The 22,457-nt window shown below is 74.1% G+C and carries 24 protein-coding genes; 15 read left to right on the forward strand and 9 right to left on the reverse strand.

Features of this window, described 5'->3' with window-relative positions; translation table 11 throughout:
• Positions 1-7: 7 nt before the first annotated feature.
• The 8 genes from EDC57_RS02235 (at position 8) to EDC57_RS02270 (ending at position 7,189) form a co-directional block, all read left to right on the forward strand.
• Positions 8-2,152, forward strand: coding sequence for a nitric oxide reductase activation protein (locus tag EDC57_RS02235; protein WP_123399827.1), 2,145 nt, complete (start codon positions 8-10; stop codon positions 2,150-2,152).
• Positions 2,153-2,207: 55 nt separating this feature from the next.
• A complete protein-coding gene (locus EDC57_RS02240; RefSeq protein ID WP_123399829.1) occupies positions 2,208-2,801 on the forward strand; it encodes a TetR/AcrR family transcriptional regulator in 594 nt (197 codons plus the stop codon).
• A gap of 43 nt (positions 2,802-2,844) precedes the next feature.
• Positions 2,845-3,360 carry a peroxiredoxin family protein gene (locus EDC57_RS02245; protein WP_123399831.1) on the forward strand — a complete coding sequence of 172 codons (516 nt, stop codon included), beginning with the start codon at positions 2,845-2,847 and terminating at the stop codon, positions 3,358-3,360.
• A gap of 3 nt (positions 3,361-3,363) precedes the next feature.
• Complete coding sequence (locus EDC57_RS02250; RefSeq protein ID WP_123399833.1) at positions 3,364-4,041, forward strand: haloacid dehalogenase type II; 678 nt, start codon at positions 3,364-3,366, stop codon at positions 4,039-4,041.
• Positions 4,038-4,655 carry a 2-hydroxychromene-2-carboxylate isomerase gene (locus tag EDC57_RS02255; protein WP_170165010.1) on the forward strand — a complete coding sequence of 206 codons (618 nt, stop codon included), beginning with the start codon at positions 4,038-4,040 and terminating at the stop codon, positions 4,653-4,655. The genes EDC57_RS02250 and EDC57_RS02255 overlap by 4 nt, the downstream gene beginning before the upstream one ends.
• On the forward strand, positions 4,652-5,350 hold the full coding sequence (locus tag EDC57_RS02260; RefSeq protein ID WP_123399836.1) for a glutathione S-transferase family protein: 699 nt from the start codon (positions 4,652-4,654) through the stop codon (positions 5,348-5,350). The genes EDC57_RS02255 and EDC57_RS02260 overlap by 4 nt, the downstream gene beginning before the upstream one ends.
• 17 nt (positions 5,351-5,367) lie before the next feature.
• Positions 5,368-6,366: a TIGR00266 family protein gene (locus tag EDC57_RS02265; protein ID WP_123399838.1), complete on the forward strand. Its 999-nt coding sequence runs from the start codon at positions 5,368-5,370 to the stop codon at positions 6,364-6,366.
• A gap of 70 nt (positions 6,367-6,436) precedes the next feature.
• Complete coding sequence (locus EDC57_RS02270) at positions 6,437-7,189, forward strand: HAD family hydrolase (RefSeq protein ID WP_123399840.1); 753 nt, start codon at positions 6,437-6,439, stop codon at positions 7,187-7,189.
• An 8-nt stretch (positions 7,190-7,197) separates the two neighbouring features.
• On the opposite strand, the gene EDC57_RS02275 is transcribed toward EDC57_RS02270, so the two are convergent.
• The 8 genes from EDC57_RS02275 to EDC57_RS02310 form a co-directional block, all read right to left on the reverse strand.
• Complete coding sequence (locus tag EDC57_RS02275; protein WP_123399842.1) at positions 7,198-8,448, reverse strand: nucleotidyl cyclase domain-containing protein; 1,251 nt, start codon at positions 8,446-8,448, stop codon at positions 7,198-7,200.
• Positions 8,449-8,554: 106 nt separating this feature from the next.
• On the reverse strand, positions 8,555-9,712 hold the full coding sequence (locus EDC57_RS02280; RefSeq protein WP_123399844.1) for a DUF2325 domain-containing protein: 1,158 nt from the start codon (positions 9,710-9,712) through the stop codon (positions 8,555-8,557).
• Between the two features lie 85 nt (positions 9,713-9,797).
• A complete protein-coding gene (locus EDC57_RS02285) occupies positions 9,798-10,247 on the reverse strand; it encodes a ligand-binding protein SH3 (RefSeq protein WP_123399846.1) in 450 nt (149 codons plus the stop codon).
• 111 nt (positions 10,248-10,358) lie between these two features.
• Positions 10,359-11,720, reverse strand: coding sequence for a DegQ family serine endoprotease (locus EDC57_RS02290; protein ID WP_425454790.1), 1,362 nt, complete (start codon positions 11,718-11,720; stop codon positions 10,359-10,361).
• A gap of 5 nt (positions 11,721-11,725) precedes the next feature.
• Complete coding sequence (locus EDC57_RS02295; protein ID WP_123399851.1) at positions 11,726-12,232, reverse strand: Hsp20/alpha crystallin family protein; 507 nt, start codon at positions 12,230-12,232, stop codon at positions 11,726-11,728.
• Positions 12,233-12,275: 43 nt separating this feature from the next.
• On the reverse strand, positions 12,276-12,596 hold the full coding sequence (locus EDC57_RS02300) for a chaperone modulator CbpM (RefSeq protein ID WP_123399853.1): 321 nt from the start codon (positions 12,594-12,596) through the stop codon (positions 12,276-12,278).
• On the reverse strand, positions 12,593-13,522 hold the full coding sequence (locus tag EDC57_RS02305; RefSeq protein WP_123399855.1) for a DnaJ C-terminal domain-containing protein: 930 nt from the start codon (positions 13,520-13,522) through the stop codon (positions 12,593-12,595). Before EDC57_RS02305 ends, EDC57_RS02300 begins: the two co-directional genes overlap by 4 nt.
• A gap of 110 nt (positions 13,523-13,632) precedes the next feature.
• Positions 13,633-14,079, reverse strand: coding sequence for an Hsp20/alpha crystallin family protein (locus tag EDC57_RS02310; RefSeq protein WP_123399857.1), 447 nt, complete (start codon positions 14,077-14,079; stop codon positions 13,633-13,635).
• 389 nt (positions 14,080-14,468) lie between these two features.
• Here EDC57_RS02310 and EDC57_RS02315 point away from each other — a divergent pair, with 389 nt between their 5' ends.
• The 4 genes from EDC57_RS02315 (at position 14,469) to msrB (ending at position 19,279) form a co-directional block, all read left to right on the forward strand.
• Positions 14,469-17,750 (forward strand): LAGLIDADG family homing endonuclease, encoded by a 3,282-nt coding sequence (locus tag EDC57_RS02315; RefSeq protein ID WP_123399859.1) that lies wholly within the window; start codon positions 14,469-14,471, stop codon positions 17,748-17,750.
• Between the two features lie 17 nt (positions 17,751-17,767).
• Positions 17,768-18,460 carry a TSCPD domain-containing protein gene (locus EDC57_RS02320; RefSeq protein WP_123399861.1) on the forward strand — a complete coding sequence of 231 codons (693 nt, stop codon included), beginning with the start codon at positions 17,768-17,770 and terminating at the stop codon, positions 18,458-18,460.
• 130 nt (positions 18,461-18,590) lie between these two features.
• On the forward strand, positions 18,591-18,878 hold the full coding sequence (locus tag EDC57_RS02325; RefSeq protein WP_123399863.1) for an Lrp/AsnC family transcriptional regulator: 288 nt from the start codon (positions 18,591-18,593) through the stop codon (positions 18,876-18,878).
• Positions 18,875-19,279, forward strand: coding sequence for a peptide-methionine (R)-S-oxide reductase MsrB (msrB, locus tag EDC57_RS02330; RefSeq protein ID WP_123399865.1), 405 nt, complete (start codon positions 18,875-18,877; stop codon positions 19,277-19,279). Before EDC57_RS02325 ends, msrB begins: the two co-directional genes overlap by 4 nt.
• Here msrB and EDC57_RS02335 read toward each other — a convergent pair.
• Entirely contained in the window at positions 19,236-20,156 is a 921-nt protein-coding gene (locus EDC57_RS02335) for a DMT family transporter (RefSeq protein ID WP_123399867.1), read from the reverse strand. The two genes, msrB and EDC57_RS02335, sit on opposite strands and share 44 nt — an antisense overlap.
• 83 nt (positions 20,157-20,239) lie before the next feature.
• On the opposite strand from EDC57_RS02335, the gene EDC57_RS02340 reads away from it, so the two are divergent.
• The 3 genes from EDC57_RS02340 (at position 20,240) to EDC57_RS13275 (ending at position 22,457) form a co-directional block, all read left to right on the forward strand.
• Complete coding sequence (locus EDC57_RS02340; RefSeq protein ID WP_123399869.1) at positions 20,240-20,677, forward strand: acyl-CoA thioesterase; 438 nt, start codon at positions 20,240-20,242, stop codon at positions 20,675-20,677.
• Between the two features lie 14 nt (positions 20,678-20,691).
• Positions 20,692-21,390 carry a rhomboid family intramembrane serine protease gene (locus EDC57_RS02345; protein WP_123399871.1) on the forward strand — a complete coding sequence of 233 codons (699 nt, stop codon included), beginning with the start codon at positions 20,692-20,694 and terminating at the stop codon, positions 21,388-21,390.
• 191 nt (positions 21,391-21,581) lie between these two features.
• Positions 21,582-22,457 (forward strand): pirin family protein, encoded by an 876-nt coding sequence (locus EDC57_RS13275; protein WP_123399873.1) that lies wholly within the window; start codon positions 21,582-21,584, stop codon positions 22,455-22,457.

The following is a 22,457-nucleotide window of genomic DNA, read 5'->3' on the forward strand; positions in this document are numbered from 1 at the left end:
GGCGGCGGTGGGACGGGCGCCCGTCGAGGCCGTCGAGGCCCAGCTCGACCGCCTCTTGGAGGCGGTGCTCTCGTCGCGGCGCACGGCGGCGGCCCCGGCCCGCGCCCTCGCCGGGATGGCGCCGGCGGCCCGCGCCGAGGCGCTGCGCTGGGTGGAGGTGCTCGCGGCCGCCCACCCGGAGCTCGCCTACCGCCTGGCGCTCATGGCCCCGGCGGTGTGGCGCGTGGCCGACGCGGCGCTGCGCGAGGCGTGGCTGCGCGAGGCCCTTGATGCCTACGACCGGGGCGGGATGCTGGCGGGGCTTGCGGTCCTCGACGGCTTCGAGGCCTGGCGGGCGCGCCGCGCCGCCGAGGCGGCGGCGGTGCGTCTGGAGGAGGTGCGCGCGGTGCTCGAGGCCTTCGTGCGCGGGCTCTCGGGGCGGCCGCTTCGGATCGAGCCGGCGCCGCCGGGCGAGCCGCCCCACACCGACACCGAGGCCCTCTACCTGCCCGCGCGCATCGACCGCTTCGCGCGCCGGGAGGACAACCTCGCCCTCTACCGGGCGCTCGCGGTGCACCTGTGGGCGGAGGTGGGCTACGGGACCTGGCGGGTCCCCCGCTGGCTGGGCGAGGCGGGGGCGCACCTGTGGCGGGAGGGGCGGTGGGACCTCCTCGGGGTGGCGCAGGGGCGCTACGCCGATCCCTCGCGCCTCGCCGCCTGCTTCCACACGCTGGAGCGGCTGCGCCTCGACGCCCGGCTCGCCCGCGAGCTGCCGGGGGCGGCGGCGGAGCTCGCGCGGCTGCGGGCCCTCGCCGGCGAGGCCGCGGTGCCGCCGGGGTGGGAGGCGATGGCGGCGCGGCTCGCGCGCCCGGATGCGGAGGTGCGCGACAGCTACGCCCTGCTGGCGCAGGCCGCCACCGAGGCGCCGCCGCCGCCCCTCTGCTACCAGGGCGCCGCCCTTCCCGAGCGGGTGGAGGCGGTGCGCGAGGCGCGCGTGCGCCGCGAGGCCGAGGCGCTCGGGCGCCTGCTGGTGCGCGCCGATCCGCAGCGTGCGCCCCGCGGGCCGGCGCCCGCCGGGACGGAGGCGGAGGCGGCGGAGGCGGGCCGGCGCCTGCTGGAGGCGGTGCTCGAGGGCGGCCTTCGGGTGCCGCCCGAGGAGGCCCGCGCCCTGGTGCGCTCGATCGTGCTCGACTTCGGCGAGGTGCCGCCCGAGCACCTCGTCGCCGCCGGCGACGGGCTCTATCCGTGGAGCCCCGACGCGGCCCCGGGCGGCGGGGACGAGGCGACGCAGGAGGCCGACGGGGACGGGCTGCGCTACGACGAGTGGGACTACACCCGCCGCGGCTACCGGCGCGACTGGTGCGTCCTGCGCGAGCTGGAGGGTCCGGCGGGGGATGCCGGTTTCGTGGCGGGCGCGCTCGCGCGCCACCGCGGGCTGGTGCGGCGCATCCGGCGCGGCTTCGAGCTGCTGCGCGGCGGCGAGCGGGTGCTTCGGCGCGAGCGCCTCGGCGACGAGGTGGACCTCGACGCCCTCGTCGAGGGCCTGGCCGACCTGGCGCGCGGCGAGGAGCTGCCGGAGGGGCTCTTCCGGCGGCGGGTGCGCGACGCCCGCGACGTTGCGGTGCTGTTCATGGTGGACATGAGCGGCTCGACCCGCGGCTGGGTCAACACCGCCGAGCGCGAGGCCCTGGTGCTGCTGTGCGAGGCCCTGGAGACCCTCGGCGACCGCTACGCCATCTACGGCTTCTCGGGGACCACGCGGCTACGCTGCGAGGTCTACCGCATCAAGGGGTTCGACGAGCCCTACGGCGAGGCGGTCCAGGCCCGCATCGCCGGCATCGAGCCGCGCGACTACACCCGCATGGGCGTGGCCCTGCGCCACCTGGGGCGCCGCCTCGCCGCGGTGGAGGCGCGCACGCGGCTGCTGGTGACCCTCTCCGACGGCAAGCCCGACGACTTCGACGGCTACCGCGGCCGCTACGGCATCGAGGACACCCGCCAGGCCCTGCTGGAGCTCATGCGCGACGGCATCCATCCCTTCTGCATCACCATCGACGAGCAGGCCCGCGACTACCTGCCCCGGCTCTACGGCGCCGCCCGCTTCGTGGTCCTCGACGACGTCGCCGAGCTGCCGCGCAAGGTGGCCGACATCTACCGCCGCATCGCCACCTGAGGCCCCCCGGGGGGGCGGTCTTTCTTTTCTGGAACAATCGTTCCATAATTGCGCCATGCCGAGACCGCCGCAGTACGACCGGGACGAGGTGCTCGAACGCGCCATGGTGCAGTTCTGGCGCGACGGCTTCGAGGGCTCCTCGGTCCAGGACCTGGTGGAGGCCACGGGGCTGCAGCGCGGCAGTCTCTACGGCGCCTTCGGGGACAAGCGCGGGCTCTTTCTCGCCGCCGTCGAGCGCTATCTCGTCGAGCACGTGCGCCGCCGCCTCGGGCTCCTGCGCGGCGAGGGGCCGGCGCTCGCGCGGCTGCGGGCCTTCTTCGCCGACCTTGTCGCCTACAGCTGCGGGCCCGGGCGGGGCCGTGGCTGCATGGTGGCGAACACCGCGGTGGAGATGGCGCCGCGGGACGAGGCGGTGGGCGAGCGCATCCGCGCCATCCTCGGCGAGATGGAGGCGGCCTTCGCCGCGGTGGTGGCCGAGGGCCGTGCCGCCGGCGAGATCCGCGCCGACTGCCCCGCCGAGGCCCAGGCCCGGCTCCTCGTGGCGACCCTCATGGGCCTGCGCGTGCTCGCCCGGGCGGGGCTGCGGCGGGCCTTCCTCGAGGCCGTGGCCGAGGGCGCCGTGGCCGGTCTCGCCACCCCCCGCCGCTGACCCAGGCGGCTTCCTGCGCCCACGAGCAAGGAGGAGGACGACCATGCGCCAGATCCGACCCGGACAGCCGGCACCGCCCCTGGAGGTCACGCGCCTCGACGGCGGCCCCTGGCGGCTCGCCGAGCAGCGCCCGCCGCGCTTCACCCTCGTGCTCTTCTACCGCGGCCTGCACTGCCCCATCTGCCGCGTGCAGCTGCGCGACCTGGACCGCCGGGTGGCGACGTTCCGCGAGGCGGGCGTGGAACCCGTCGCGGTGAGCATGGACGATGCCGAGCGCGCCCGGCGCAGCCGCGAGGAGTGGGGGATCGCCGAGCTGCCCCTGGCCTGGGGCCTCGACGAGGCCACGGCGCGGGCCTGGGGGCTGTTCCTCTCGCGCGGGATCAAGGAGGGGGAGCCCGCGCTCTTCAGCGAGCCCGGGCTGTTCCTGGTGCGGCCGGACGGCACCCTCTACGGCGGCGTGATCCAGACCATGCCGTTCACGCGGCCGGACTTCGACGCCCTGCTCAAGGCCGTGGAGTTCATCGAGGCCAACGGCTACCCGCCGCGCGGGGAGGCGTGAGCCGTGGCGCGCATCGAGGCCTGCGTCTTCGACGCCTACGGCACGCTGTTCGACGTCCAAGCGGCGGCGCGGCACCTGGCGGCGCGGCTGGGGGATCGCTGGCAGCCGCTGGCGGAGGTGTGGCGGGCCAAGCAGCTCCAGTACACCTGGCTGCGGGCCCTCATGGGACGCTACGTGGACTTCTGGCAGGTCACGGGGGAGGCCCTGGATCACGCCCTGGACGCGGTGGGCCTTGCGGATGCGGGCCTGCGCGAGGAGCTCATGGGGCTCTACGCGCGGCTCGACGCCTACCCCGAGGTGCCGCAGGTGCTCGAGGCCTTGCGCGCCCGCGGGCTGCGCCTCGCGATCCTCTCCAACGGCGCCCCGGAGATGCTGGCCTCGGCGGTGGAGGCGGCGGGCGTGGGCGGTCTCCTGGACGCGGTGCTGTCGGTGGACGAGGTCGGCACCTACAAGCCCCACCCCTCGGTCTACCGGCTCGCCGTGGACCGCTTCGGGCTGCCCGCCGAGCGCATGGGCTTCGTCTCCTCGAACGGCTGGGACGCCCATGCCGCCAAGGCCTTCGGCTACCGTGTCGTGTGGTGCAACCGCCACGGTCTGCCCCGCGAGCGCATCCCGCAGGCCCCGGACGCCGAGGTGCGCGACCTCACCGCCCTGCCCGACGTCCTGGAGGGATTGGCGTGACCGTCATCGACTTCTTCTTCAGCCCCGTCTCGCCCTGGACCTATCTCGGGATGCCCCGCCTTCGCCGCATCGGTGAGGCCGCCCGCGCCGAGGTGCGCTACCGGCCCGTGGACCTCGGCCCCATCTTCGCCACGGTGGAGGTCAAGCCGCTGCCGCAGCGTCCCGAGCCACTGAAGCGGTACCGCCTGCAGGATCTGGCGCGCACCGCCGAGTTCCTGCGCATGCCGCTGGTGGTGGAGCCGCGCTTCTTCCCCACGGATCCGATGCCGGCCTGCCGCGTCATCGCCCAGGCCGTGGCCGAGGGGCGCGAGGTGGGCGAGCTTGCCGAGCGCATCATGGCCGCCTGCTGGGTGGAGGAGCGCGACATCGCCGACTGGGACACGCTCGCCCAGATCGGCAACGCCTGCCGCCTGGACGGGCCGGGCCTGATCGAGCGCGCCCGGCGTCCGGAGACCGCGCGCATGATCGCGGCCAACACCGAGGAGGCGATCCGCCGCGGCGTGATCGGCTCGCCCTGCTACCTGCTCGGCGAGGAGATCTTCTTCGGCCAGGACCGGCTCGACCAGCTCGCCTGGCGGCTCGGCCTGCGCGGGCCGGCGGAGGGGCTGGCATGAACGCCGCACGGCCCGTCCTCTACAGCGCCGCGGTCTGCCCCTTCGCCCACCGCGTGCGGCTGGCGCTGGCGGAGAAGGGGGTGCCCTGCGAGCAGGTGGAGATCGACCTCGATGCGATCCCCGACTGGTTCCGCAGGCTTTCCCCCTACGGCAAGGTGCCGCTGCTGGTCCGCGGCGAGGACCGCGTCTGGGAGTCGGCGGTCATCAACGAGTACATCGAGGAGGTCTGGTCGAGCCCGCCCCTGATGCCGGCCCGCCCGGGGCCGCGGGCGGAGGTGCGGATGTGGGTGGACCACGCCGACCAGCACTTCGTGTCCGACTTCTACCGCCTCCTGCTGGTCCAGGAGCCCGAGCGCCGGGCCCGCATCGCCGCGCGCCTCACCGAGACCTTGCGCTACATGGACCGCGAGGGGCCCGGCGCCCACGGCGGGCCGTACTGGCTCGGGGGGCGGGTGACACTCGCCGATCTCGCCTACTATCCCTTCTTCGAGCGCCTGGGCGTGCTGGAGCACTACCGCGGCTTCCGCCTGCCCGAGGACTGCCGCGCCCTGGCGCGCTGGCGGGTGGCGATGGCGGGACGGCCGGCGGTGGCGGCCTGCGCACGGGATCTCGGCTTCTACCTGCCCCGCTACGCCCGCTACGCCGACGCCACGGTGGACAGCGACACGGCACGCGAGGTCATGGAGGACGCCTGAGGCAGGAGGGGAGGGCGGTGAGCGAGGACAAGGTCTGGTACGTGGACATCGGCGGCACCCCGCACGGGCCGTGGAGCGCGGGGGAGGTGCGCGCCGCCCTGCGCGAGGGTCGCATCCATCGCGACACCCTCATCTACGGGCCCGGCATGACCAAGTGGGAGCCGGTCGGCTGGAACCCCCTCTTCGGCGAGCGGCCGCCGCCGGTGCCCCGCGCGGCCGTCCACCGCGAGCGCCTCGCCCACGACATCGACTTCCGCGTCCTCGGCAGCGAGATGCAGTACGTGGAGATCGAGCTCGATCCCGGCGAGGCGGTGGTGGCCGAGGCCGGCGCCCTCATGTACATGGACGAGGGCATCGCCATGGAGACCGTCTTCGGCGACGGGCGCGCCCAGGGCGGGATCATGGAGCGGCTGGTGGGGGCGGGCAAGCGGCTGCTCACCGGCGAGAGCCTGTTCATGACTGTGTTCACCCGCGAGGCCGCCGGCAAGGGGCGGCTGGCCTTCGCCGCGCCCTATCCGGGCAAGATCCTGCCCATGAACCTCGCCGAGCTCGGCGGCGAGCTGCTGTGCCAGAAGGAGGCCTTCCTCTGCGCCGCCAAGGGCGTGGCCGTGGACATCGCCTTCCAGAAGCGCCTCGGCGTCGGCCTCTTCGGCGGCGAGGGCTTCGTCATGCAGCGCCTGCGCGGCGACGGGCTGGCCTTCGTCCACGCCGGCGGCAGCATCCACGAGCGCCGCCTCGAGGCGGGGGAGGTGCTGCGCGTCGACACCGGCTGCCTGGTGGCGCTCGAGCCCACCGTCGACTACGACATCCAGTTCGTGGGCTCCATCAAGAGCGCGGTCTTCGGCGGCGAGGGGCTCTTCCTGGCGCGGCTCGCCGGACCGGGCACGGTCTGGCTGCAATCGCTGCCCTTCAGCCGTCTCGCCGGGCGCATCTGGCAGGCGATGCCCCGGGGCGGCGGCGACCAGGTGGGGGAGGGCTCCGTCCTCGGCGGCCTCGGGCGCATCTTCGAGCGCTGAGCCGCGGCTTGACCGGCTGGTCCGTGCGCTGTAGCCTTCGGCGCTCCCTGCCGGAGGGAGTGCGGCACCCATGCTCGAGGCGGTGATCTTCGACGTCGACGGAACCCTCGCCGACACCGAGGAGGCGCACCGGCGCGCCTTCAACGAGACCTTCGAGGCCTTCGGCCTGCCCTGGCACTGGGACTTCGAGACCTACCGCGAGCTGCTGCGCATCGGCGGCGGCAAGGAGCGGCTGCACCACTTCGTCGCCGAGCACCGCCCGCCGCTGCCGGAGGGGGAGGCGGTGGAGGAGCTGGTGCGCCGCCTGCACCGCGCCAAGACCGAGCGCTACGGGGTCCTCATCCGCAGCGGCGAGGTCGCCCTGCGCCCCGGTGTGCGCCGCCTGATCGAGGAGGCCGGCGCCGAGGGGCTGCGGCTCGCCGTCGCCACCACCACCAGTCCCGAGAACGTGGATGCGCTCCTCGCCACCCATCTTGGGCCGGACTGGGCGCGGCGCTTCGCCTTCGTCGCCGCCGGCGAGTGCGTCCCGCGCAAGAAGCCGGCCAGCGACGTCTACCACCACGTGCTGGACCGGCTGGGCCTGCCTCCCTCGGCCTGCATCGCCCTCGAGGACTCGGCCAACGGGGTCGCCTCGGCCCGCGGCGCCGGGGTGCCGGTGGTGGTCACCGTGACCGCCTACACCGAGGCCGACCGCTTCGACGGCGCCTGCGCCGTGCTCAGCGATCTCGGCGAGCCCGACGCCCCCTGCCACGTGCTCGCCGGCGAGGGGCCTGCCGCGGGCCACGTCACGGTGGCGGACCTGCGCCGCTGGGTCGGGGGCTGAGTCGGTTCTCAGGGCCCTTCGGCCCCGCCCTCAGCCAGGGCGCGCTCGGCGCGGGCGAGGACGGTCTCGGCGTCGCCTTCCCCGGGCCGCCAGGCCAGCGCCGCCACCCGCAGGCGGTCGAGGTCGGCCACGCCCCGCAGGCGCCGGCCCAGGGCGCGGAATACGGCCTCGTCGGGCTGCTCCAGGATCACGTGGACGCGCTCCCCGATGGCCTCCACCCAGTCGCCGCCGCGCAGCACCCGGCGCAGCTCCGCGGCCAGGGTCTCGGCGTCCTCGTCCTCGATGAGAAGCAGGGCCAGCCGGCCGCCGTGCCGCCCCACGGCGCGGATGCGCGCATCCAGGAGCGAGACGAAGCGGCGCCGGGCGGCCTCGGTGGCGGCCGGACTCGGCCGCAGGCGGCGCAGGTGCTGCAGCAGCGGGCGCAGGCGCCGGCCGAGGGCGCGGCCCTCGTCGGGATCCTCGTGCCAGAGCGCGCAGTAGCCGCCGCCCCCCTCGTCCACGGGAAGGATGGCGAAGGGTCCCACCGCCTCGCGGCGCCCGGGGTCCTCGCCGCCGGCCTCCTCGATCCCCTGCAGCAGCAGCAGAAGCATCCGCCGGCGCTCCGCGACGCCGGCGCCGCGCACGCGGTAGCGGGCCTCGTGCGGTGTCTCCCGCACCTCCACCAGGCCGTGCACGCCGGCCTCGGTCTGGGCCCAGTCGCGAAGCGCGGCCGCGAGGTCGGCGCCGTCGGCGCGGGCGGCGAGAAGATGAACCACGGCATCGAGGGCGCGGCGGTCGGCCCGGGGGTCGGCCTCCGCCTCGGCAGGCGCGGCCGGCGCCGCGCCGAGCGCCGAGAGCAGGGCCTCGGCGGTCTCCTCCGTGAGCGGGCGTTCGATCACCGTCCAGCCCGCGGGCGCCGGCAGCGGTGCCGGGTCGCGCAGAAGGTAGAGGGGCAGGCCGGGTGCGGTGCCGCGCAACCGCTCCATGAACCGGGCCATCCCCTCGGGCAGCCCCTCCTGGGCCGCGACGAGGGCGCGATGGCCGCCGATGCCGAGCAGCTCGAGGGCGTCCTCGGGGTCGCCCGTGGTCACCGCCGGGATGCCGTGGCCGTGGAGGAGGCGTCCCAGGAGGTCCCGCTCTCCCTCGTCGGGATGGAGCACCAGGACCGGCCCCGGCCCGGGGGTCGGCTCCTGGCCGAGCAGCGCCCGCAGCTCCTGCTCGCTGACAAGCCCACGCAGCTCGTTTCGCCCGGGGGGCGGATCCCGCGACGCCATGGCCATGAGCCGGCCCTCGGCCCCTAAGAGTCCCCTCAGGGCAGTGTGGCCGATGTCCCGCGCCGCCGCAAGGCGCCGGGCCGGCGCGTGCCGTGGCACCGAGGCGCCCCCCTCAGGAGACCGCCTGCGCCAGGGTGCGGAGGAAGGCGGCGTCGCCGCTGCTGCGCAGGAACAGCACCGGCTTGCCCTCGCGGCGGCACAGGCGCTTGAGGCAGTGGCAGGCGTTGTGGCTGACGCAGTCGACGGGGCAGACTACGAGGTCGCAGCCTGCGACCAGCGCCGAGAGCCGCTCGAGGGCCTCCTCGACGCCGCCGTCGTGGTGCAGCAGCTCGCCGCGTGCCGCGGCGATGCGCCGGCGCAGGCGGGCGACCACCCGCGGGCGCCCGCCGACGTAGAGGATGCGCCGCCCGTCGAGGCGCGGAAGTCCCGGGGCGGGGGCGTCGGCGCCCGGTGGTGCGGGGGTGGGCGCCGCCACGGGGGCGGCGGGCGCCGAGGCCGCCTCCCGCCGACGCGCCAGGCGCGCCTCGAGGGAGGCCACCCGGCGGCGCAGGCGCGCGAGCGCCCGCCCGGCGTCGGCCGCCGCGGGGTGCGCCGGGGCGGTGCGCAACCGCGCGAGCTCGGCCTCGCGGGCGGCGAGCCGCCCCTCGAGCTCGGCGATGCGGCGGTCGCGCTCGGCGAGGCGGGCCCGGGCCCGGGCGCGCTGCCGTGCGAGGAGCCGTCGCAGGCGCGCGTTCTCGCCCTCCACCTCGGCGGCCTCGCGCAGGCGGCGGGACGCCGCCGCGCCCGCGGCGTGGGAGAGCATGTGCACCTCGCCGTGGGCCTCGGCGGCGAGGGCGCCGTCGCTCAGCGGATGGGTCAGCAGCGCCCAGTAGGCCCCCGCGATCCGTCCCTGCGCCACCGCCTCGTGCCAGAGCCTGCGCAGGGTGTGCGCGTCGCGGGCGGCGGCGAAGCGGCGGACCTCGGCCTCGAACTTGCGCTCGAACAGGCGCTGCAGATGGCGGCCGATGGGGCCGTGGCCCGCGGCCTCCCTGACCAGGCGGCGGTGGACGGCGAAGGCGTCGCCTGCGAGGCCGTGGCGGCGCGCGACGGCGCGCAGCTCGGCGCCGTCGAGGCAGGTGCCCACCACCGAGCACAGCAGCCCCGGCTCCAGCTCGTGGAGCCGGCGCCGGCGGCGCCGCGTCGGGGTCGGAGCCGGGCGCGGCGCCTCGCGCACGCCCTCCGGATGCAGGAAGATCGCGGGCAGGTCACCGCCGGGCTCGCCGTATCGCATCGCTCGCACCCCCGTGTCCCGATGCACGGGGGCAGTATAAATGCGAGCAATTATCGTTTGCAAATGGCGCCCGGCGTGTGGGGGCTCAGGCGCCGTGGGCCTCCTTGGCCCGGCGGGCGGCCGCGGCCTCCTCCGCGGTGTAGGCGCGGCCGGACCAGAGCATGGTGTAGGCGATCTCCTCGTTGCCGTTCTCGCACAGCGCCAGCACCTGGCGGAACAGCGGCTGGAAGGTGGGGCTGCGGTGGGAGCGCTCGTGGTCCTCGAAGGAGCGCCAGAAGGTGACGATGAGGGCCTCGCGCCCCTTGAGGGGGCTCTCCACCGCCTGGCCGACGGTAGAGCCCTCGTTGGAGATCATGCCGCTGTTGAGGCAGACGAAGCCGCCGACGAAGCCGCTGTCCGAGTGGTAGGTCTTGACGTTCTCGCACAGCAGCGCGACGCGCTCCTCGAGGTCGTCCACGGTGTAGCCGTCGCGCAGGATCACGCGGTTGACCGTGACCACGCCGTCGGGCGGGAAGCCGGGGATCAGGCCGGTCATGGGCACGCCTCCTCCATCAGTATCTGGCGAGATGCTCATGGTCCAGCATAGAAACCCGAGCGTAAAAGTCAAGAAAACCGGTGGTGGGGCGGGCCGCGGCCCGCCCGCCGGCTATTGGAGGAGGACGAAGAGCCCGCCCTCGCCCCGGCGCAGGTTCATGAGCAGGGGGCGGCGCGGGTCCACCGCCTGGCGCAGCGCCTCGAGGCTGGTCACCCGGCGGCGGTTGGCCGAGACGATGACGTCGCCGGGGCGCAGGCCGGCCCGCGCCGCCGGGCTGCCCGGCTCCACCTCGGCGATGACCACGCCCTCGAGGCCCTGGCGCGCGGCCTCGGATCCGGGCTCGATCTCGCTGAGCACCGTGCCCTCGAGACGCGGGTGGATGCGCCCGCCGTCCACGCGCGCGATCTCGGGTTCGGCGATCTCGGCCTCGACGGTGCGCCGCCTGCCGTCGCGCACGATCTCCAGGCGGACGCGCTCGCCCACGCGCAGCAGGCCGATGGCGTTGCGCAGGTCGGCGCTGTTGCGGACGCGGCGGCCGTTGATCTCCACCACCACGTCGCCCGGCTGCAGCCCGGCCTTCTCCGCCGGCGAGCCCGGCACCACCTGGGCGATGACCGCGCCCTCGCCCCGCGCGAGGCCGAAGGCGCGTGCCAGCTCCGGGGTGAGGTCCTGCACCACCACGCCCAGCCGGCCGCGGCGCACCTCGCCGTAGCGCACGAGCTGCTCCATCACCTCGCGCGCCATGTTGCTGGGGATGGCGAAGCCGATGCCGACGTTGCCGCCCCCCGGGGCGAGGATCGCGGTGTTGATCCCCACCAGCTCGCCGCGCAGGTCGACCAGGGCGCCGCCGGAGTTGCCGGGGTTGATGGATGCGTCGGTCTGGATGAAGTCCTCGTAGCCCTCGATGCCGAGCCCGGAGCGCCCGAGGGCGCTGACGATGCCGGAGGTCACGGTCTGGCCGAGGCCGAAGGGGTTGCCGATGGCGACCACGAAGTCGCCCACTCGCAGGCGGTCGGAGTCGGCCAGGGGCAGGGCGACGAGGTTCTCGGCGGGGATCTGGAGGACGGCGATGTCGGTCTCGGGATCGGAGCCGACGAGCCGGGCCTCGAAGCTGCGCCCGTCGCGCAGGGTCACCGTGATCTCGTCCGCCTTGGCGATGACGTGGTGGTTGGTGAGGACGTAGCCGGCGCCGGCATCGACGATCACGCCCGAGCCCAGGCTCTGGGTGGGCCGCTCCACGGGCACGTCGGGCAGCCCGAAGAAGCGCCGGAAGAAGGGGTCCTGCAGCAGCGGGTTGTCCTGGACCCGGATCCGTCCGCGGGTGGCGATGTTGACCACCGCGGGGGTGACCCGCTCCAGCATGGGCGCGAGGGTGGGGAGGCCCTCGCCGCCCCCCACCGCCACCGGCAGGGTGCCGGCCGCGGCCGGCAGCGCCACGAGCGCGAGCAGGGCCGCCGCGGCGGCACGGCGCAGGGCGCTCACGACCGCACCTCCACCGGGATCCGCCGCCGCGCCGCCGCGGCCCGCTTGGGCAGGCGCACGCTGAGCACGCCGTTGCGGTAGCGGGCCTCGGTGCCCGCCTCGTTCACCGGGGCGGGCAGGGGGATGGCGCGCTCGAACAGGCCGTAGGCGCATTCGAGCAGGTGGTAGCGGGCGTTGCCTGCGGTGCGCTGGACGCGCTTCTCGCCCCGCACCACCAGGATGTCGTCCACCACCGCGAGATCGAAGTCCTCCGGCTCCAGGCCGGGGGCCTCCAGCCGCACGAGGACGTGGGCGTCGTCCTCCGAGACCTCGGCCGCGAGCAGGCCCCAGCGCGGGGCCATCCGGGCCACCGCCTCCTCCCCGGTCTCCACCGCGCCGCCGCCCCGCCGCGGGGTGAAGCGCGTGAGGGCGTGGGCGGCGCGCTCGCGAAGCTGATGCCAGCCCTCGGAGAGCGTGGCGAGCGCCCGCCCGAGGCCGTGACGGATCTCCTGCAGCGTGCTCATGGAAGTCACCTCCCGGATCGACAGATGGGTCCAAGGGCCGCCGTCACCAGCCCAGCTCGCGCTCGAGGCGGCGCACACGCCGCCTCAGACGCCGGAGCTCGTCGAGGAGTTCCATCACCAGCGCGGCCCCGGCGAGGTCGAGGCCGAGATCGGCGCGCAGGCGCAGCACCGTGCGCGCCCGCGCCAGCGACGGCCCCGGAAAGCGCCACTCCGCCACGGAACGGCCCCGCGGCGCCAGGATCCCCTCCTCCACCAGCTCCACCACCGCCTCGGCCGGCACCGCGCAGGCCCGCGCGAGCTCGGCCAGGGTCAGCTCGCAGGCCTCGTCCAGGAGCCGCCCCTCGAGCACCTCGGTCTCGCTCATGTCCCGTACCCCCTGCCCTCGGCGGCCCTCGGGTCGAAGGCCATCTCCCGCGCCATGCGCTCGTAGAGGGCGCGCCGCGCCGGCGTGTCGGCGGGCGGCACGACGATGCGCACCACGGCGTAGAGGTCGCCCGGCGGGCTGCCGGGCAGACCCCGCCCCTTGAGGCGCAGCCTGCGCCCGCCCTGGCTGCCCGCAGGCACCTGCACCTCCACCCGCCCGGTGGGGGTCTGCAGGGGCACCCGCGCCCCAAGCGCCGCCTCCCACGGCGCCACCGGCAGGTCGACGTAGAGGTCGCGACCCTCCACGCGGTAGCGCGGGTGCGGGCGCAGCTCGACCTCCAGGTAGAGATCCCCCGGCGGGCCGCCGCCGGCACCCGGCGCACCCTGCCCGGCGAGGCGGATCTGCTGCCCGTCGGTGACCCCGGCGGGGATGCGCACCCGCAGCGTGCGGGTGCGCCCGTCGGGCCCGCCCAGGCTCAGGGTCCGCGTGGTGCCGGTGCAGGCCTCCTCCACCGTCACCGGCACCCGCACCACCTGGTCGGCGCCGCGGAAGGCGAAGCCGCCCCGGCGCCGCCCGCCGCCGAAGGCGTGCCCGAAGAGCGCCTCGAAGAAGTCGCTGAAGCCCGCCGCGTCGGCCTCCGTGAAGCCGCCGCCGTGGAAGCTGAACTCCCGCTCCCAGTCCGGCGGCGGGGTGAACTCCTCGCCCGCGTGCCAGCGGGTGGCCAGGCGGTCGTAGGCGGCGCGCTTCTCCGGATCCTTGAGGACCTCGTAGGCCTCCTGCACCTCCTTGAAGCGCTCCTCGGCGTCCGGCTCGCTGCTCACGTCCGGGTGGTACTTGCGCGCCAGGCGCCGGTAGGCGCGCTTGATCTCCTCCGCCGAGGCCTCGCGCGGCACGCCCAGGACGGCGTAGTAGTCCTTGAACTTCATCGCGGCTCCTCAGCCCTCCGACGGGCAGAAGAAAGGGGCGTCGCAGACCCCCCGCCGGGGCGGCGGGATGCGGGCCGGCGACGCCCGTCCGGCACCGCCTGCGACGGCGATCAGGCCTGGACCGTGATCCGCCGCGGCTGCACCTGCTCCTTCTTCGGGATCACCACCTCCAGCACGCCGTTCTTCATGCTGGCGGCGATCTTCTCCGCGTCCGCGGTGTCGGGCAGCGAGAAGCGGCGGTAGAAGGTGCCGCGGGCCCGCTCGACGCGCTTGAAGCCCTCGCGCTCCTCCTCGCGCTCGAGCTCGCGCTTGCCGCGGATGGTCAGGATCCCGTTCTCCATCGTCACCTCGATGTCCTTGGGATCCACCCCGGGGACATCGGCGTGGATGACGTAGCGCTGGTCCTCCTCCTTGATGTCCACCGCCGGGATCCAGTCCGCGGTCACGACGCGGCCGTTGGCGCCCTCGTCCAGGCCGAGCCGCGACTCGAACAGGCGGTTCATCTCGTTCTGGAGCTGGGTCAGCATGTTCCAGGGATCGACACGCATCAGGGTCATGGTCCTCACCTCCTCTCGGTTCCGGGTTCGACCTCGTCTTCGCTGCCCCCGATATGGGTCCGCGCGCCGGGGTTTCAAGGGCCCGGGCAGGGGTCGCGACGGGGTTATCCACAAGCACAACATCTTGTGCTGCACCGCACCGGGCGGGGCACCCTTGCAGACCGCGGGCTTGCCGCAGAGAGGGATCGGGAGGGGTTTTGCAACCAGTTGATTTGTCGGCTGGTCACGGATTATCCGAGGGGCGCGCGCGCCTTGACAGGGATGGCTGCGGGGCCTAGCCTCCTTCGCGGCCGACACAACATCTTGTGTCTCGCCTCCGCTCGGGAGGCGCCCGTTCCGGGCATCTTCGGCCCGCCTGGCAGTCGAAGAACGAAAAGGGAAGAGGATCCATGACGCCTGCCCATCTCAAGCTCGTGAGCGACACCCCCCCGGACATCCCGCTGCAGCCGGCCTCCTACGACATCTGGGACAAGAAGTACCGCCTCAAGGCCAAGGACGGGCGCATCCTCGACGAGACCGTCGACGACACCTACAAGCGGGTGGCGCGCGCGCTGGCCGAGGTGGAGGAGACGCCGGAGAAGCGCGAGGCCTGGTACGAGCAGTTCCTGTGGGCGCTGCGGCGCGGGGCGATCCCGGCCGGGCGCATCATCTCCAACGCCGGCGCCTGGGAGCACAAGCCGGCGACCTCCACCATCAACTGCACGGTGTCGGGGACCATCCACGACTCCATGGACGACATCCTGCGCAAGGTCCACGAGGCCGGGCTGACCCTCAAGGCCGGATGCGGCATCGGCTACGACTTCAGCACCCTGCGCCCGCGCGGGGCCTTCGTCGCCGGGGCCGGGGCCTACACCTCGGGGCCGCTCTCCTTCATGGACATCTACGACAAGATGTGCTTCACGGTCTCGTCGGCCGGCGGGCGGCGCGGGGCGCAGATGGCCACCTTCGACATCGGCCACCCCGACGTGATGGACTTCATCCGCGCCAAGCGCGAGGCCGGGCGGCTGCGCCAGTTCAACCTCTCGCTCCTCGTCACCGAGGAGTTCATGCGCGCCGTGGCGGAGGACCGCCCGTGGCCGCTGGCCTTCCCGTTGACCGAGGCCGAGCGCGAGCTGGAGGGGATCGATCTTTCCGATCCCGAGAAGGTGGTCTGGCGTGACTGGCCCGTCCGCGAGGGCTACATCACCGACGACGAGGGCAGGGTCGCCTGCAAGGTCTACCGCACCATCAAGGCGCGGCGCCTGTGGGACCTCGTCATGGCCTCCAACTACGACTTCGCCGAGCCGGGGTTCATCCTCATCGACCGCGTCAACGAGATGAACAACAACTGGTGGTGCGAGACGATCCGCGCCACCAATCCCTGTGTCACCGCCGACACCTGGGTGCAGACCGCGGCAGGTCCGCGCCAGGTCCGCGACCTCATCGGCGCGCCGTTCCATGCCGTCGTGGACGGGCAGCCCCATGCCACCGGCATCGAAGGTTTCTTTCGGACGGCCCGCAAGGCGGTGGTGCGCCTGCAGACCCGCGAGGGCTACGCGCTCAGGCTCACCCCCGACCACCGGGTGCGCAAGGTCGTGCGCGCCACGCGCTGGTCGGTCGAGACCGAGTGGGTTCCCGCATCCGAGCTCCAGCCGGGCGACCGGGTGCTGCTCAACCGGCACCGGCAGCTTCGGTGGGGCGGCGCGCTGAACCGGCAGCAGGGATATCTGCTCGGCCTCCTGGTGGGCGACGGGACGCTGAAATGCGACAAGGCGGTCCTCTCCGTCTGGCCGCGCCGCCAGGCGGCCAACGGCCCCACGGACTGGGCGGCCGATGGCGCATGGGCGGTGATGCGCGAGGCCGAGCGGTGCGCGCGCAGCCTCCCGCATCGCGCCGACTTCGCTGGCTTCCACGAGGTGCCCGGCCGCGGCGAATGGCGCATGGGCCTGGCGGCCCTGCGCGATCTGGCCTTCAGCCTCGGCATGCGCCCGGGCCGCAAGGACATCACGCCGGCGATGGAACGCGAGTCGTCGGAGTTCCACGAAGGCTTCCTGCGCGGGATCTTCGATGCGGACGGGTCCGTGCAGGGCGGCCAGGCCAGGGGCGTGTCTGTCCGCCTCGCCCAGAGCGATCTCTCGAGGCTCGAAGCCGTCCAGCGCATGCTGCTGCGGCTGGGCATCGCCTCGACGATCCATCGCGACCGCCGCCCCGAGGGGACCGGCCTGCTTCCGGACGGCAGGGGCGGCGCACGGCCCTACAGGACGCGCGCGCAGCACGAGCTGGTGATCAGCGGCGAAAGCCTGGCCGTGTTCCGCGAGCGCATCGGCTTTGCCGACAGCGACAAGCAGGCGCGCCTCGACGCCCTGCTCGCCGGCTACAAGCGGCGCCTGAACCGCGAACGCTTCACCGCCGTGGTCGAATCCGTCACCCCCGACGGCGTCGAGGACGTGTACGACGTCCAGGTGCCGGGCATCAACGCCTTCGACGCCAACGGCCTGCACGCCCACAACTGCGGCGAGCAGCCCCTGCCGCCCTACGGGAGCTGCCTGCTCGGGTCGGTGAACCTGACGAAGTTCGTGCGCCACCCCTTCAGCCACGACGCCCGCTTCGACTGGGAGGAGTTCCGCCGCGTCGTCGCCGTGTTCACGCGGATGCTCGACAACGTGGTGGAGATCAACGGCCTGCCGCTGGCGCGCCAGCGCGAGGAGATCTACGCCAAGCGCCGCCACGGCATGGGCTTCCTCGGCCTGGGGTCGACGCTGACCATGCTGCGCATGCGCTACGGCGACCCCGAGGCGGTGGCCTTCACCGAGCGGGTGGCCAGGGAGCTGGCGGTGACGGGCTGGCAGACGGCGCTGGAGCTGGCCGAGGAGAAGGGGCCGGCGCCGCTGCTCGCGCGCGAGTTCACGGTCACGGAGAAGATGCTCCGGCTTCGTCCGGAGCTTGCGCGCGACGGCTACAAGGTCGGCGACAAGGTGCCGGGGCGCATCCTCCACGCCCGCTACAGCCGCTACATGCAGCAGCTGGCGGAGGAGGAGCCGGAGCTGGTGGCCAGGCTGGCCGAGGTGGGGGCCCGCTTCACCCACCACAGCTCCATCGCCCCCACGGGCACCATCTCGCTGTCGCTGGGGAACAACGCCTCCAACGGCATCGAGCCCACCTTCGCCCACCAGTACGCCCGCAACGTCATCGTCGAGGGTCGCAAGACCAAGGAGAAGGTGGACGTCTTCTCCTTCGAGCTGCTGGCCTACCGGGCACTGGTGGACGCCGAGGCCTCGCCCTATGCCGAGGACGAGGCCCACCGTCTGCCCGACTACTTCGTCACCACGGACGACATCACGCCCAAGGAGCACGTGGACATCCAGGCGGCGGCGCAGAAGTGGATCGACTCCTCGATCTCGAAGACCGCCAACGTGCCCACCGACTACCCCTACGAGGACTTCAAGGACATCTACCTCTACGCCTGGCGGAAGGGTCTCAAGGGCTGCACCACCTTCCGGTTCAACCCGGAGAACTTCCAGGGCGTGCTGGTCAAGGAGGAGGACCTGGCCAAGACCACCTACCGCTTCGTCCTCGAGGACGGCTCGGTGGTGGAGGTCAAGGGGAACGAGGAGGTGGAGTACGACGGCGAGGTCCACACCGCCGCCAACCTCTACGATGCGCTCAAGGAGGGCTACTACGGCAAGTTCTGAGCCGCAGGAGCAAGACCATGGCCGTCAAGATCGACAAGAAGATCGTCAAGTACAGCGTCGTCAAGGACGACGCCGGGAAGGCCGCCGAGGCGCAGCGCCCGGGCGCCGAGGTGGTGCAGATGCACGAGCGGCTCGAGCGCCCGGAGGTGCTCGAGGGGGTGACCTACAAGATCAAGACCCCCCTCTCGGAGCACGCCCTCTACGTCACCATCAACGACATCGTGCTCAACCCGGGCACCGAGCACGAGCTGCGCCGCCCCTTCGAGATCTTCATCAACTCGAAGAACATGGACCACTTCCAGTGGATCGTGGCGCTGACGCGGATCATCTCCGCGGTCTTCCGCAAGGGCGGCGACGTCACCTTCCTGGTGGAGGAGCTGCGCTCGGTCTTCGACCCCCGCGGCGGCTACTTCAAGAAGGGGGGCCGCTACATGCCCTCGCTGGTGGCCGAGATCGGCGACGTCATCGAGCATCACCTGCGCACCATCGGCCTGATCCGGGACGAGGGGCCGGACGAGCACCAGCGCCGCCTCATCGAGGAGAAGCGCGCCGAGTACGAGGCCCGGCGCAAGCAGGCCGCCGCCGAGGGCGGCGCCGAGGGCGACTACCCCGAGGGCGCCCAGCTCTGCGCCAAGTGCAACACCAAGGCCATGATCCAGATGGACAACTGCCTGACCTGCCTCAACTGCGGCGAGAGCAAGTGCGGGTAGGGCACCGTCGCGCCGCGGCCTCCCGCCCGCCGGCCCGCGCGCGGGCCGGCGGGCGTCGCCGGTCCCGGGGTGGGCCGCGCGGCGGCGATCTACAATGGCGGTGTGTCCCCTTCCATGAGGAGCCCGTCCCATGGTGACCGCCATCGTCCTGCTCACGGTGGACCGCGACCGCATCCCCCAGGTGGCCGAGGAGCTGGCCGAGATGGAGGGCATCTCGGAGGTCTTCTCCGTGAGTGGGCGCTATGACCTCGTGGCCGTGATCCGCACCCCCACCAACGAGGCCCTCGCCGAGCTGGTGACGGGGCGCATGCTTAAGGTGCGGGGCATCGAGCGCTCCGAGACCCTGATCGCCTTCAAGGTCTACTCCCGCCACGACCTCGAGACCATGTTCGCGCTGGGCATGGAGGGCGGCGGATGACGGACCGGGTCGAGCTCGGCGACGCCGAGTGGCGGGCGCGGCTCACCCCCGAGCAGTACCGCGTCTGCCGCCGCAAGGGCACCGAGCCGCCCTTCTCGGGGGCCTACTGGGACTGCAAGACGCCGGGGCTCTACCGCTGCGTCTGCTGCGGCCAGGCGCTGTTCCGCTCGGAGCAGAAGTTCGACTCCGGCACCGGCTGGCCGAGCTTCTGGGCGCCGGTGGCGGAGGATGCGGTGGCCACGGCCGAGGACCGCAGCCTCTTCATGCGCCGCACCGAGGTCCTGTGCGCCCGCTGCGGCGCCCATCTCGGCCACGTCTTCGAGGACGGACCGCCGCCGACGGGGCTTCGCTACTGCATCAACTCGGTGGCGCTGCGCCTCGAGCCGGACGAGGGCGACTGACCGGCGCCACCACCAGGGCGACCCCCAGCACCGCCACCGTCATGCCCGCGAGGGCGACGGCGCCGAGCCGCTCGCCGAAGAGGGCCCAGGCCATGAGCGCCGTCACCGGGGGCACGAGGTAGAACAGGCTCGCGGTGCGCGCGGCGGCCCCGTGGCGGATCAGCAGCATGAGCAGGCTGATGGCGCCGAGCGACAGCACCGCGGTGAGCCAGCCGAGCGCGAACAGGAAGCGCCCGCTCCACTGGATGCGCATGGTCTCGAGGAGGGGGGCGAGCACGGCCATGGCGGCGGCGGAGGCGGCGAACTGCACCGCCGAGCCGGTGCGCAGGTCCATGGCGCCGCCGTGGCGCTTCTGGTACAGCGTCCCCGCGGTGATCCCGAGCACGGCGAGGCCCGCCCATGCGACGGCGACGGCGTCGCCCTCGCCGAGGCCCGCGCGATCGCCCACCACCAGCGCCACCCCGGCAAGGCCGAGGACGAGCCCCAGCCACTGCCGCGCGGTGACCCGCTCGCCCAGGAAGGGCCCGGCGGCGACGGCGGTCAGCAGCGGCTGCAGGGCGGTGATGAGGGCGGTGGTCCCCGCCGGCAGGCCGCGGTGGATGGCGGCGAAGACGCCGCCGAGGTAGGTGGCGTGGATGAGCAGCCCCGCCACCGCCAGACGGGCGATCTCGCCCGGGCGCCGCGGCCAGGGTGCGCGGGTCGCCAGGGCCGCGGCGGCGAGGATGGCGGTCACCAGCAGGAAGCGCAGGAGCAGGAAGGTGAAGGGCTCGGCGTCGGGCAGGCCGAGCTTGGCGCCGATGAAGCCGGTGCTCCAGAGGAGCACGAACAGGGCGGGCGCGAGCCCGAGCCACGACGGCGGGGCGGGATCCTCTCGCATGGGGGCTCCGGGGCGGGGCGTTGGGTCGTGTTGCGCTGCATGATAGCCTTCCGCATCGCGACCCGACAGCCCCGGGAGGCGCCGTGTCCCGAGTCCGCATCGAGCTGCCCGAGCGCTTCGTCTTCGCCTGTGAGCTGGCGGTGCGCATCGGCGACGTCAACTACGGCGGCCACCTCGGCAACGACGCCCTCGTGGGCCTGCTGCACGAGGCGCGCGTGCGCTGGCTGGCGGCCCGCGGGCGCTCGGAGCTGGACCTCGGCGGCTGCGGGCTGGTGGTGGCGGACCTCGCGGTGGCCTACCGGGCCGAGGCCTTCCACGGCGAGCGGCTGCGCATCGAGCTCGGCCCCGACGGCTGGGGGCGGCACGGCTTCTCCCTCGCCTACCGGGTCGGCCGCCCCGCCGACGGCGTCGAGGTGGCCCGGGCGCGCACCGGGCTCGTCTGCTTCGACTACCGCGCGCGGCGCGTGGCCGAGGTGCCGCCGGGCCTGCGCGAGGCGCTTTCGGCGCCGGTGGCGGCCTGAGGGGGGGGCGGCGCATGATCCCGCTCCACGACGACAACCCCACCGAGATCCGCCCCCTCGTCACCGTGGGCCTCATCGTCGCCTGCGTGCTCGTGTTCCTGTGGCAGGTGGCCCAGGGGCCGCAGGGGCAGGTGGCGGTGGCCTACGGCTACGGCCTGGTGCCGGCGGTGCTGTTCGACCTGCGCGAGCTGCCGCCCGGGATCGGCGGGGTGCCGCCGGAGCTCACCCTCCTGACCTCCATGTTCCTGCACGGCGGCTGGGCCCACCTCATCGGCAACATGCTCTACCTGTGGATCTTCGGCAACAACGTCGAGGACGCCATGGGCCACGGCCGCTTCATCCTCTTCTATCTCGCCTGCGGCGTGGTGGCGGCGATGGCCCAGGCGCTCGCCGCGCCGGCCTCCACCGTGCCCATGGTGGGGGCGAGCGGCGCCATCTCGGGGGTGCTCGGGGCCTACCTGCTGCTCTACCCCTGGGCGCGGGTGATGGTCCTGATCCCGCTCGGCCTCTTCAGCCAGGTGGTCTACGTGCCGGCGATGATGGTGCTGGGGCTGTGGTTCGTCTTCCAGCTCGCGAGCGCCGCCCTCTCGGCCCCTGGCCAGGGCGGGGTGGCCTTCCTCGCCCACGTCGGCGGCTTCGTCGCGGGCATGGTCCTTCTGCCCTTCTTCCGCCGCCGCGGCGTGCGCCTGTTCCACCCGGCACGCCGGCGCTGAAGCCCGCGCGCGGCGCGATGCCGCGGGCGGCAGGTATCGGTTGGCCGGCCATGGCGGCTTTCCGGCGGTGGCCCTCTCCCGTGGTGCGGCGGGGCCCTCGATGCGAGCGGCGGGGTGATCCTGGCTGGCCTCCAGGCGGTAGGCCGCGGCGCCGGCTAAGGTTCTAGGGGATCGGCGACGGAGACGGGGCGATGGCGGAGGAGACGGGGACGGTGGGCCGCCCGCGGGCGGTGGAGACGGTGGTGGTCGGGCGCCCGGTGACCGAGGGCGCAGGCGTGCGGCTGCTGCGGGTCTTCGGCGAGGCGCGCCTGCAGCGGCGGCTCGACCCCTTCCTGCTCCTCGACGAGTTCCGCTCGGACGATCCCGCCGACTACCGAGCGGGCTTTCCCGCGCACCCGCACCGGGGCTTCGAGACCGTGACCTACCTCCTCGCGGGCGCCCTGCGCCACCGCGACAGCAGCGGCGGCGGGGGCCGCCTGGGCCCCGGCGACGTGCAGTGGATGACCGCCGGGCGCGGCATCGTCCACGAGGAGATGCCGGACCAGGGGGAGGGCCTGCTGCACGGCTTCCAGCTGTGGGTCAACCTGCCGGCGGCGCACAAGATGGCAGCGCCCCGCTACCGCCACGTCCCGGCGGCGGCGATCCCGCAGCTTGCGCCCGCCCCGGGCGCGACCGTGCGGCTCGTGGCCGGGCGGCTGGCCGGCGCCGAGGGCCCCGTGGTCGACGTCGTCACCGGGCCGGTGTACGCGGACCTCGCCCTCGCCCCCGGTGCGGTGCTGGCGCTGCCGCTGGACGAGGCCCTCAACGGGTTCCTCTACGTCTACGAGGGCACGGCCGAGGTGGGGCCCGCCCCGGCGGCGCGGCGGGTGGGGCCCCGTGCGCTCGCCGTGCTCGCCCGCGCCGGCGACGGGCTGCGGGTCGCGGCCGGGCCCGCGGGGGCGCGCCTGCTGCTCGCCGCGGCCCGCCCCATCGGCGAGCCCATCGTGCAGTGGGGGCCCTTCGTCATGAACACGCGCGAGGAGATCGAGCAGGCCCTCGCCGACTACCGCGCCGGCCGGCTCGGCTGA

It is taken from the genome of Inmirania thermothiophila (assembly GCF_003751635.1).
GTDB lineage: Bacteria > Pseudomonadota > Gammaproteobacteria > DSM-100275 > DSM-100275 > Inmirania > Inmirania thermothiophila.

Coding starts and splice junctions, on each gene's coding strand:
- EDC57_RS02315 (WP_123399859.1), top strand. CDS start 14,469: ATGACGCCTGCCCATCTCAAGCTCGTGAGCGACACCCCCCCGGACATC.
- EDC57_RS02320 (WP_123399861.1), top strand. CDS start 17,768: ATGGCCGTCAAGATCGACAAGAAGATCGTCAAGTACAGCGTCGTCAAG.
- EDC57_RS02280 (WP_123399844.1), bottom strand. CDS start 9,712: ATGCGATACGGCGAGCCCGGCGGTGACCTGCCCGCGATCTTCCTGCAT.
- EDC57_RS02245 (WP_123399831.1), top strand. CDS start 2,845: ATGCGCCAGATCCGACCCGGACAGCCGGCACCGCCCCTGGAGGTCACG.
- EDC57_RS02305 (WP_123399855.1), bottom strand. CDS start 13,522: ATGAAGTTCAAGGACTACTACGCCGTCCTGGGCGTGCCGCGCGAGGCC.
- EDC57_RS02285 (WP_123399846.1), bottom strand. CDS start 10,247: ATGACCGGCCTGATCCCCGGCTTCCCGCCCGACGGCGTGGTCACGGTC.
- EDC57_RS02300 (WP_123399853.1), bottom strand. CDS start 12,596: ATGAGCGAGACCGAGGTGCTCGAGGGGCGGCTCCTGGACGAGGCCTGC.
- EDC57_RS02275 (WP_123399842.1), bottom strand. CDS start 8,448: ATGGCCATGGCGTCGCGGGATCCGCCCCCCGGGCGAAACGAGCTGCGT.
- EDC57_RS02240 (WP_123399829.1), top strand. CDS start 2,208: ATGCCGAGACCGCCGCAGTACGACCGGGACGAGGTGCTCGAACGCGCC.
- msrB (WP_123399865.1), top strand. CDS start 18,875: ATGACGGACCGGGTCGAGCTCGGCGACGCCGAGTGGCGGGCGCGGCTC.
- EDC57_RS02310 (WP_123399857.1), bottom strand. CDS start 14,079: ATGACCCTGATGCGTGTCGATCCCTGGAACATGCTGACCCAGCTCCAG.
- EDC57_RS02295 (WP_123399851.1), bottom strand. CDS start 12,232: ATGAGCACGCTGCAGGAGATCCGTCACGGCCTCGGGCGGGCGCTCGCC.
- EDC57_RS02270 (WP_123399840.1), top strand. CDS start 6,437: ATGCTCGAGGCGGTGATCTTCGACGTCGACGGAACCCTCGCCGACACC.
- EDC57_RS02260 (WP_123399836.1), top strand. CDS start 4,652: ATGAACGCCGCACGGCCCGTCCTCTACAGCGCCGCGGTCTGCCCCTTC.
- EDC57_RS02345 (WP_123399871.1), top strand. CDS start 20,692: ATGATCCCGCTCCACGACGACAACCCCACCGAGATCCGCCCCCTCGTC.
- EDC57_RS02325 (WP_123399863.1), top strand. CDS start 18,591: ATGGTGACCGCCATCGTCCTGCTCACGGTGGACCGCGACCGCATCCCC.
- EDC57_RS13275 (WP_123399873.1), top strand. CDS start 21,582: ATGGCGGAGGAGACGGGGACGGTGGGCCGCCCGCGGGCGGTGGAGACG.
- EDC57_RS02335 (WP_123399867.1), bottom strand. CDS start 20,156: ATGCGAGAGGATCCCGCCCCGCCGTCGTGGCTCGGGCTCGCGCCCGCC.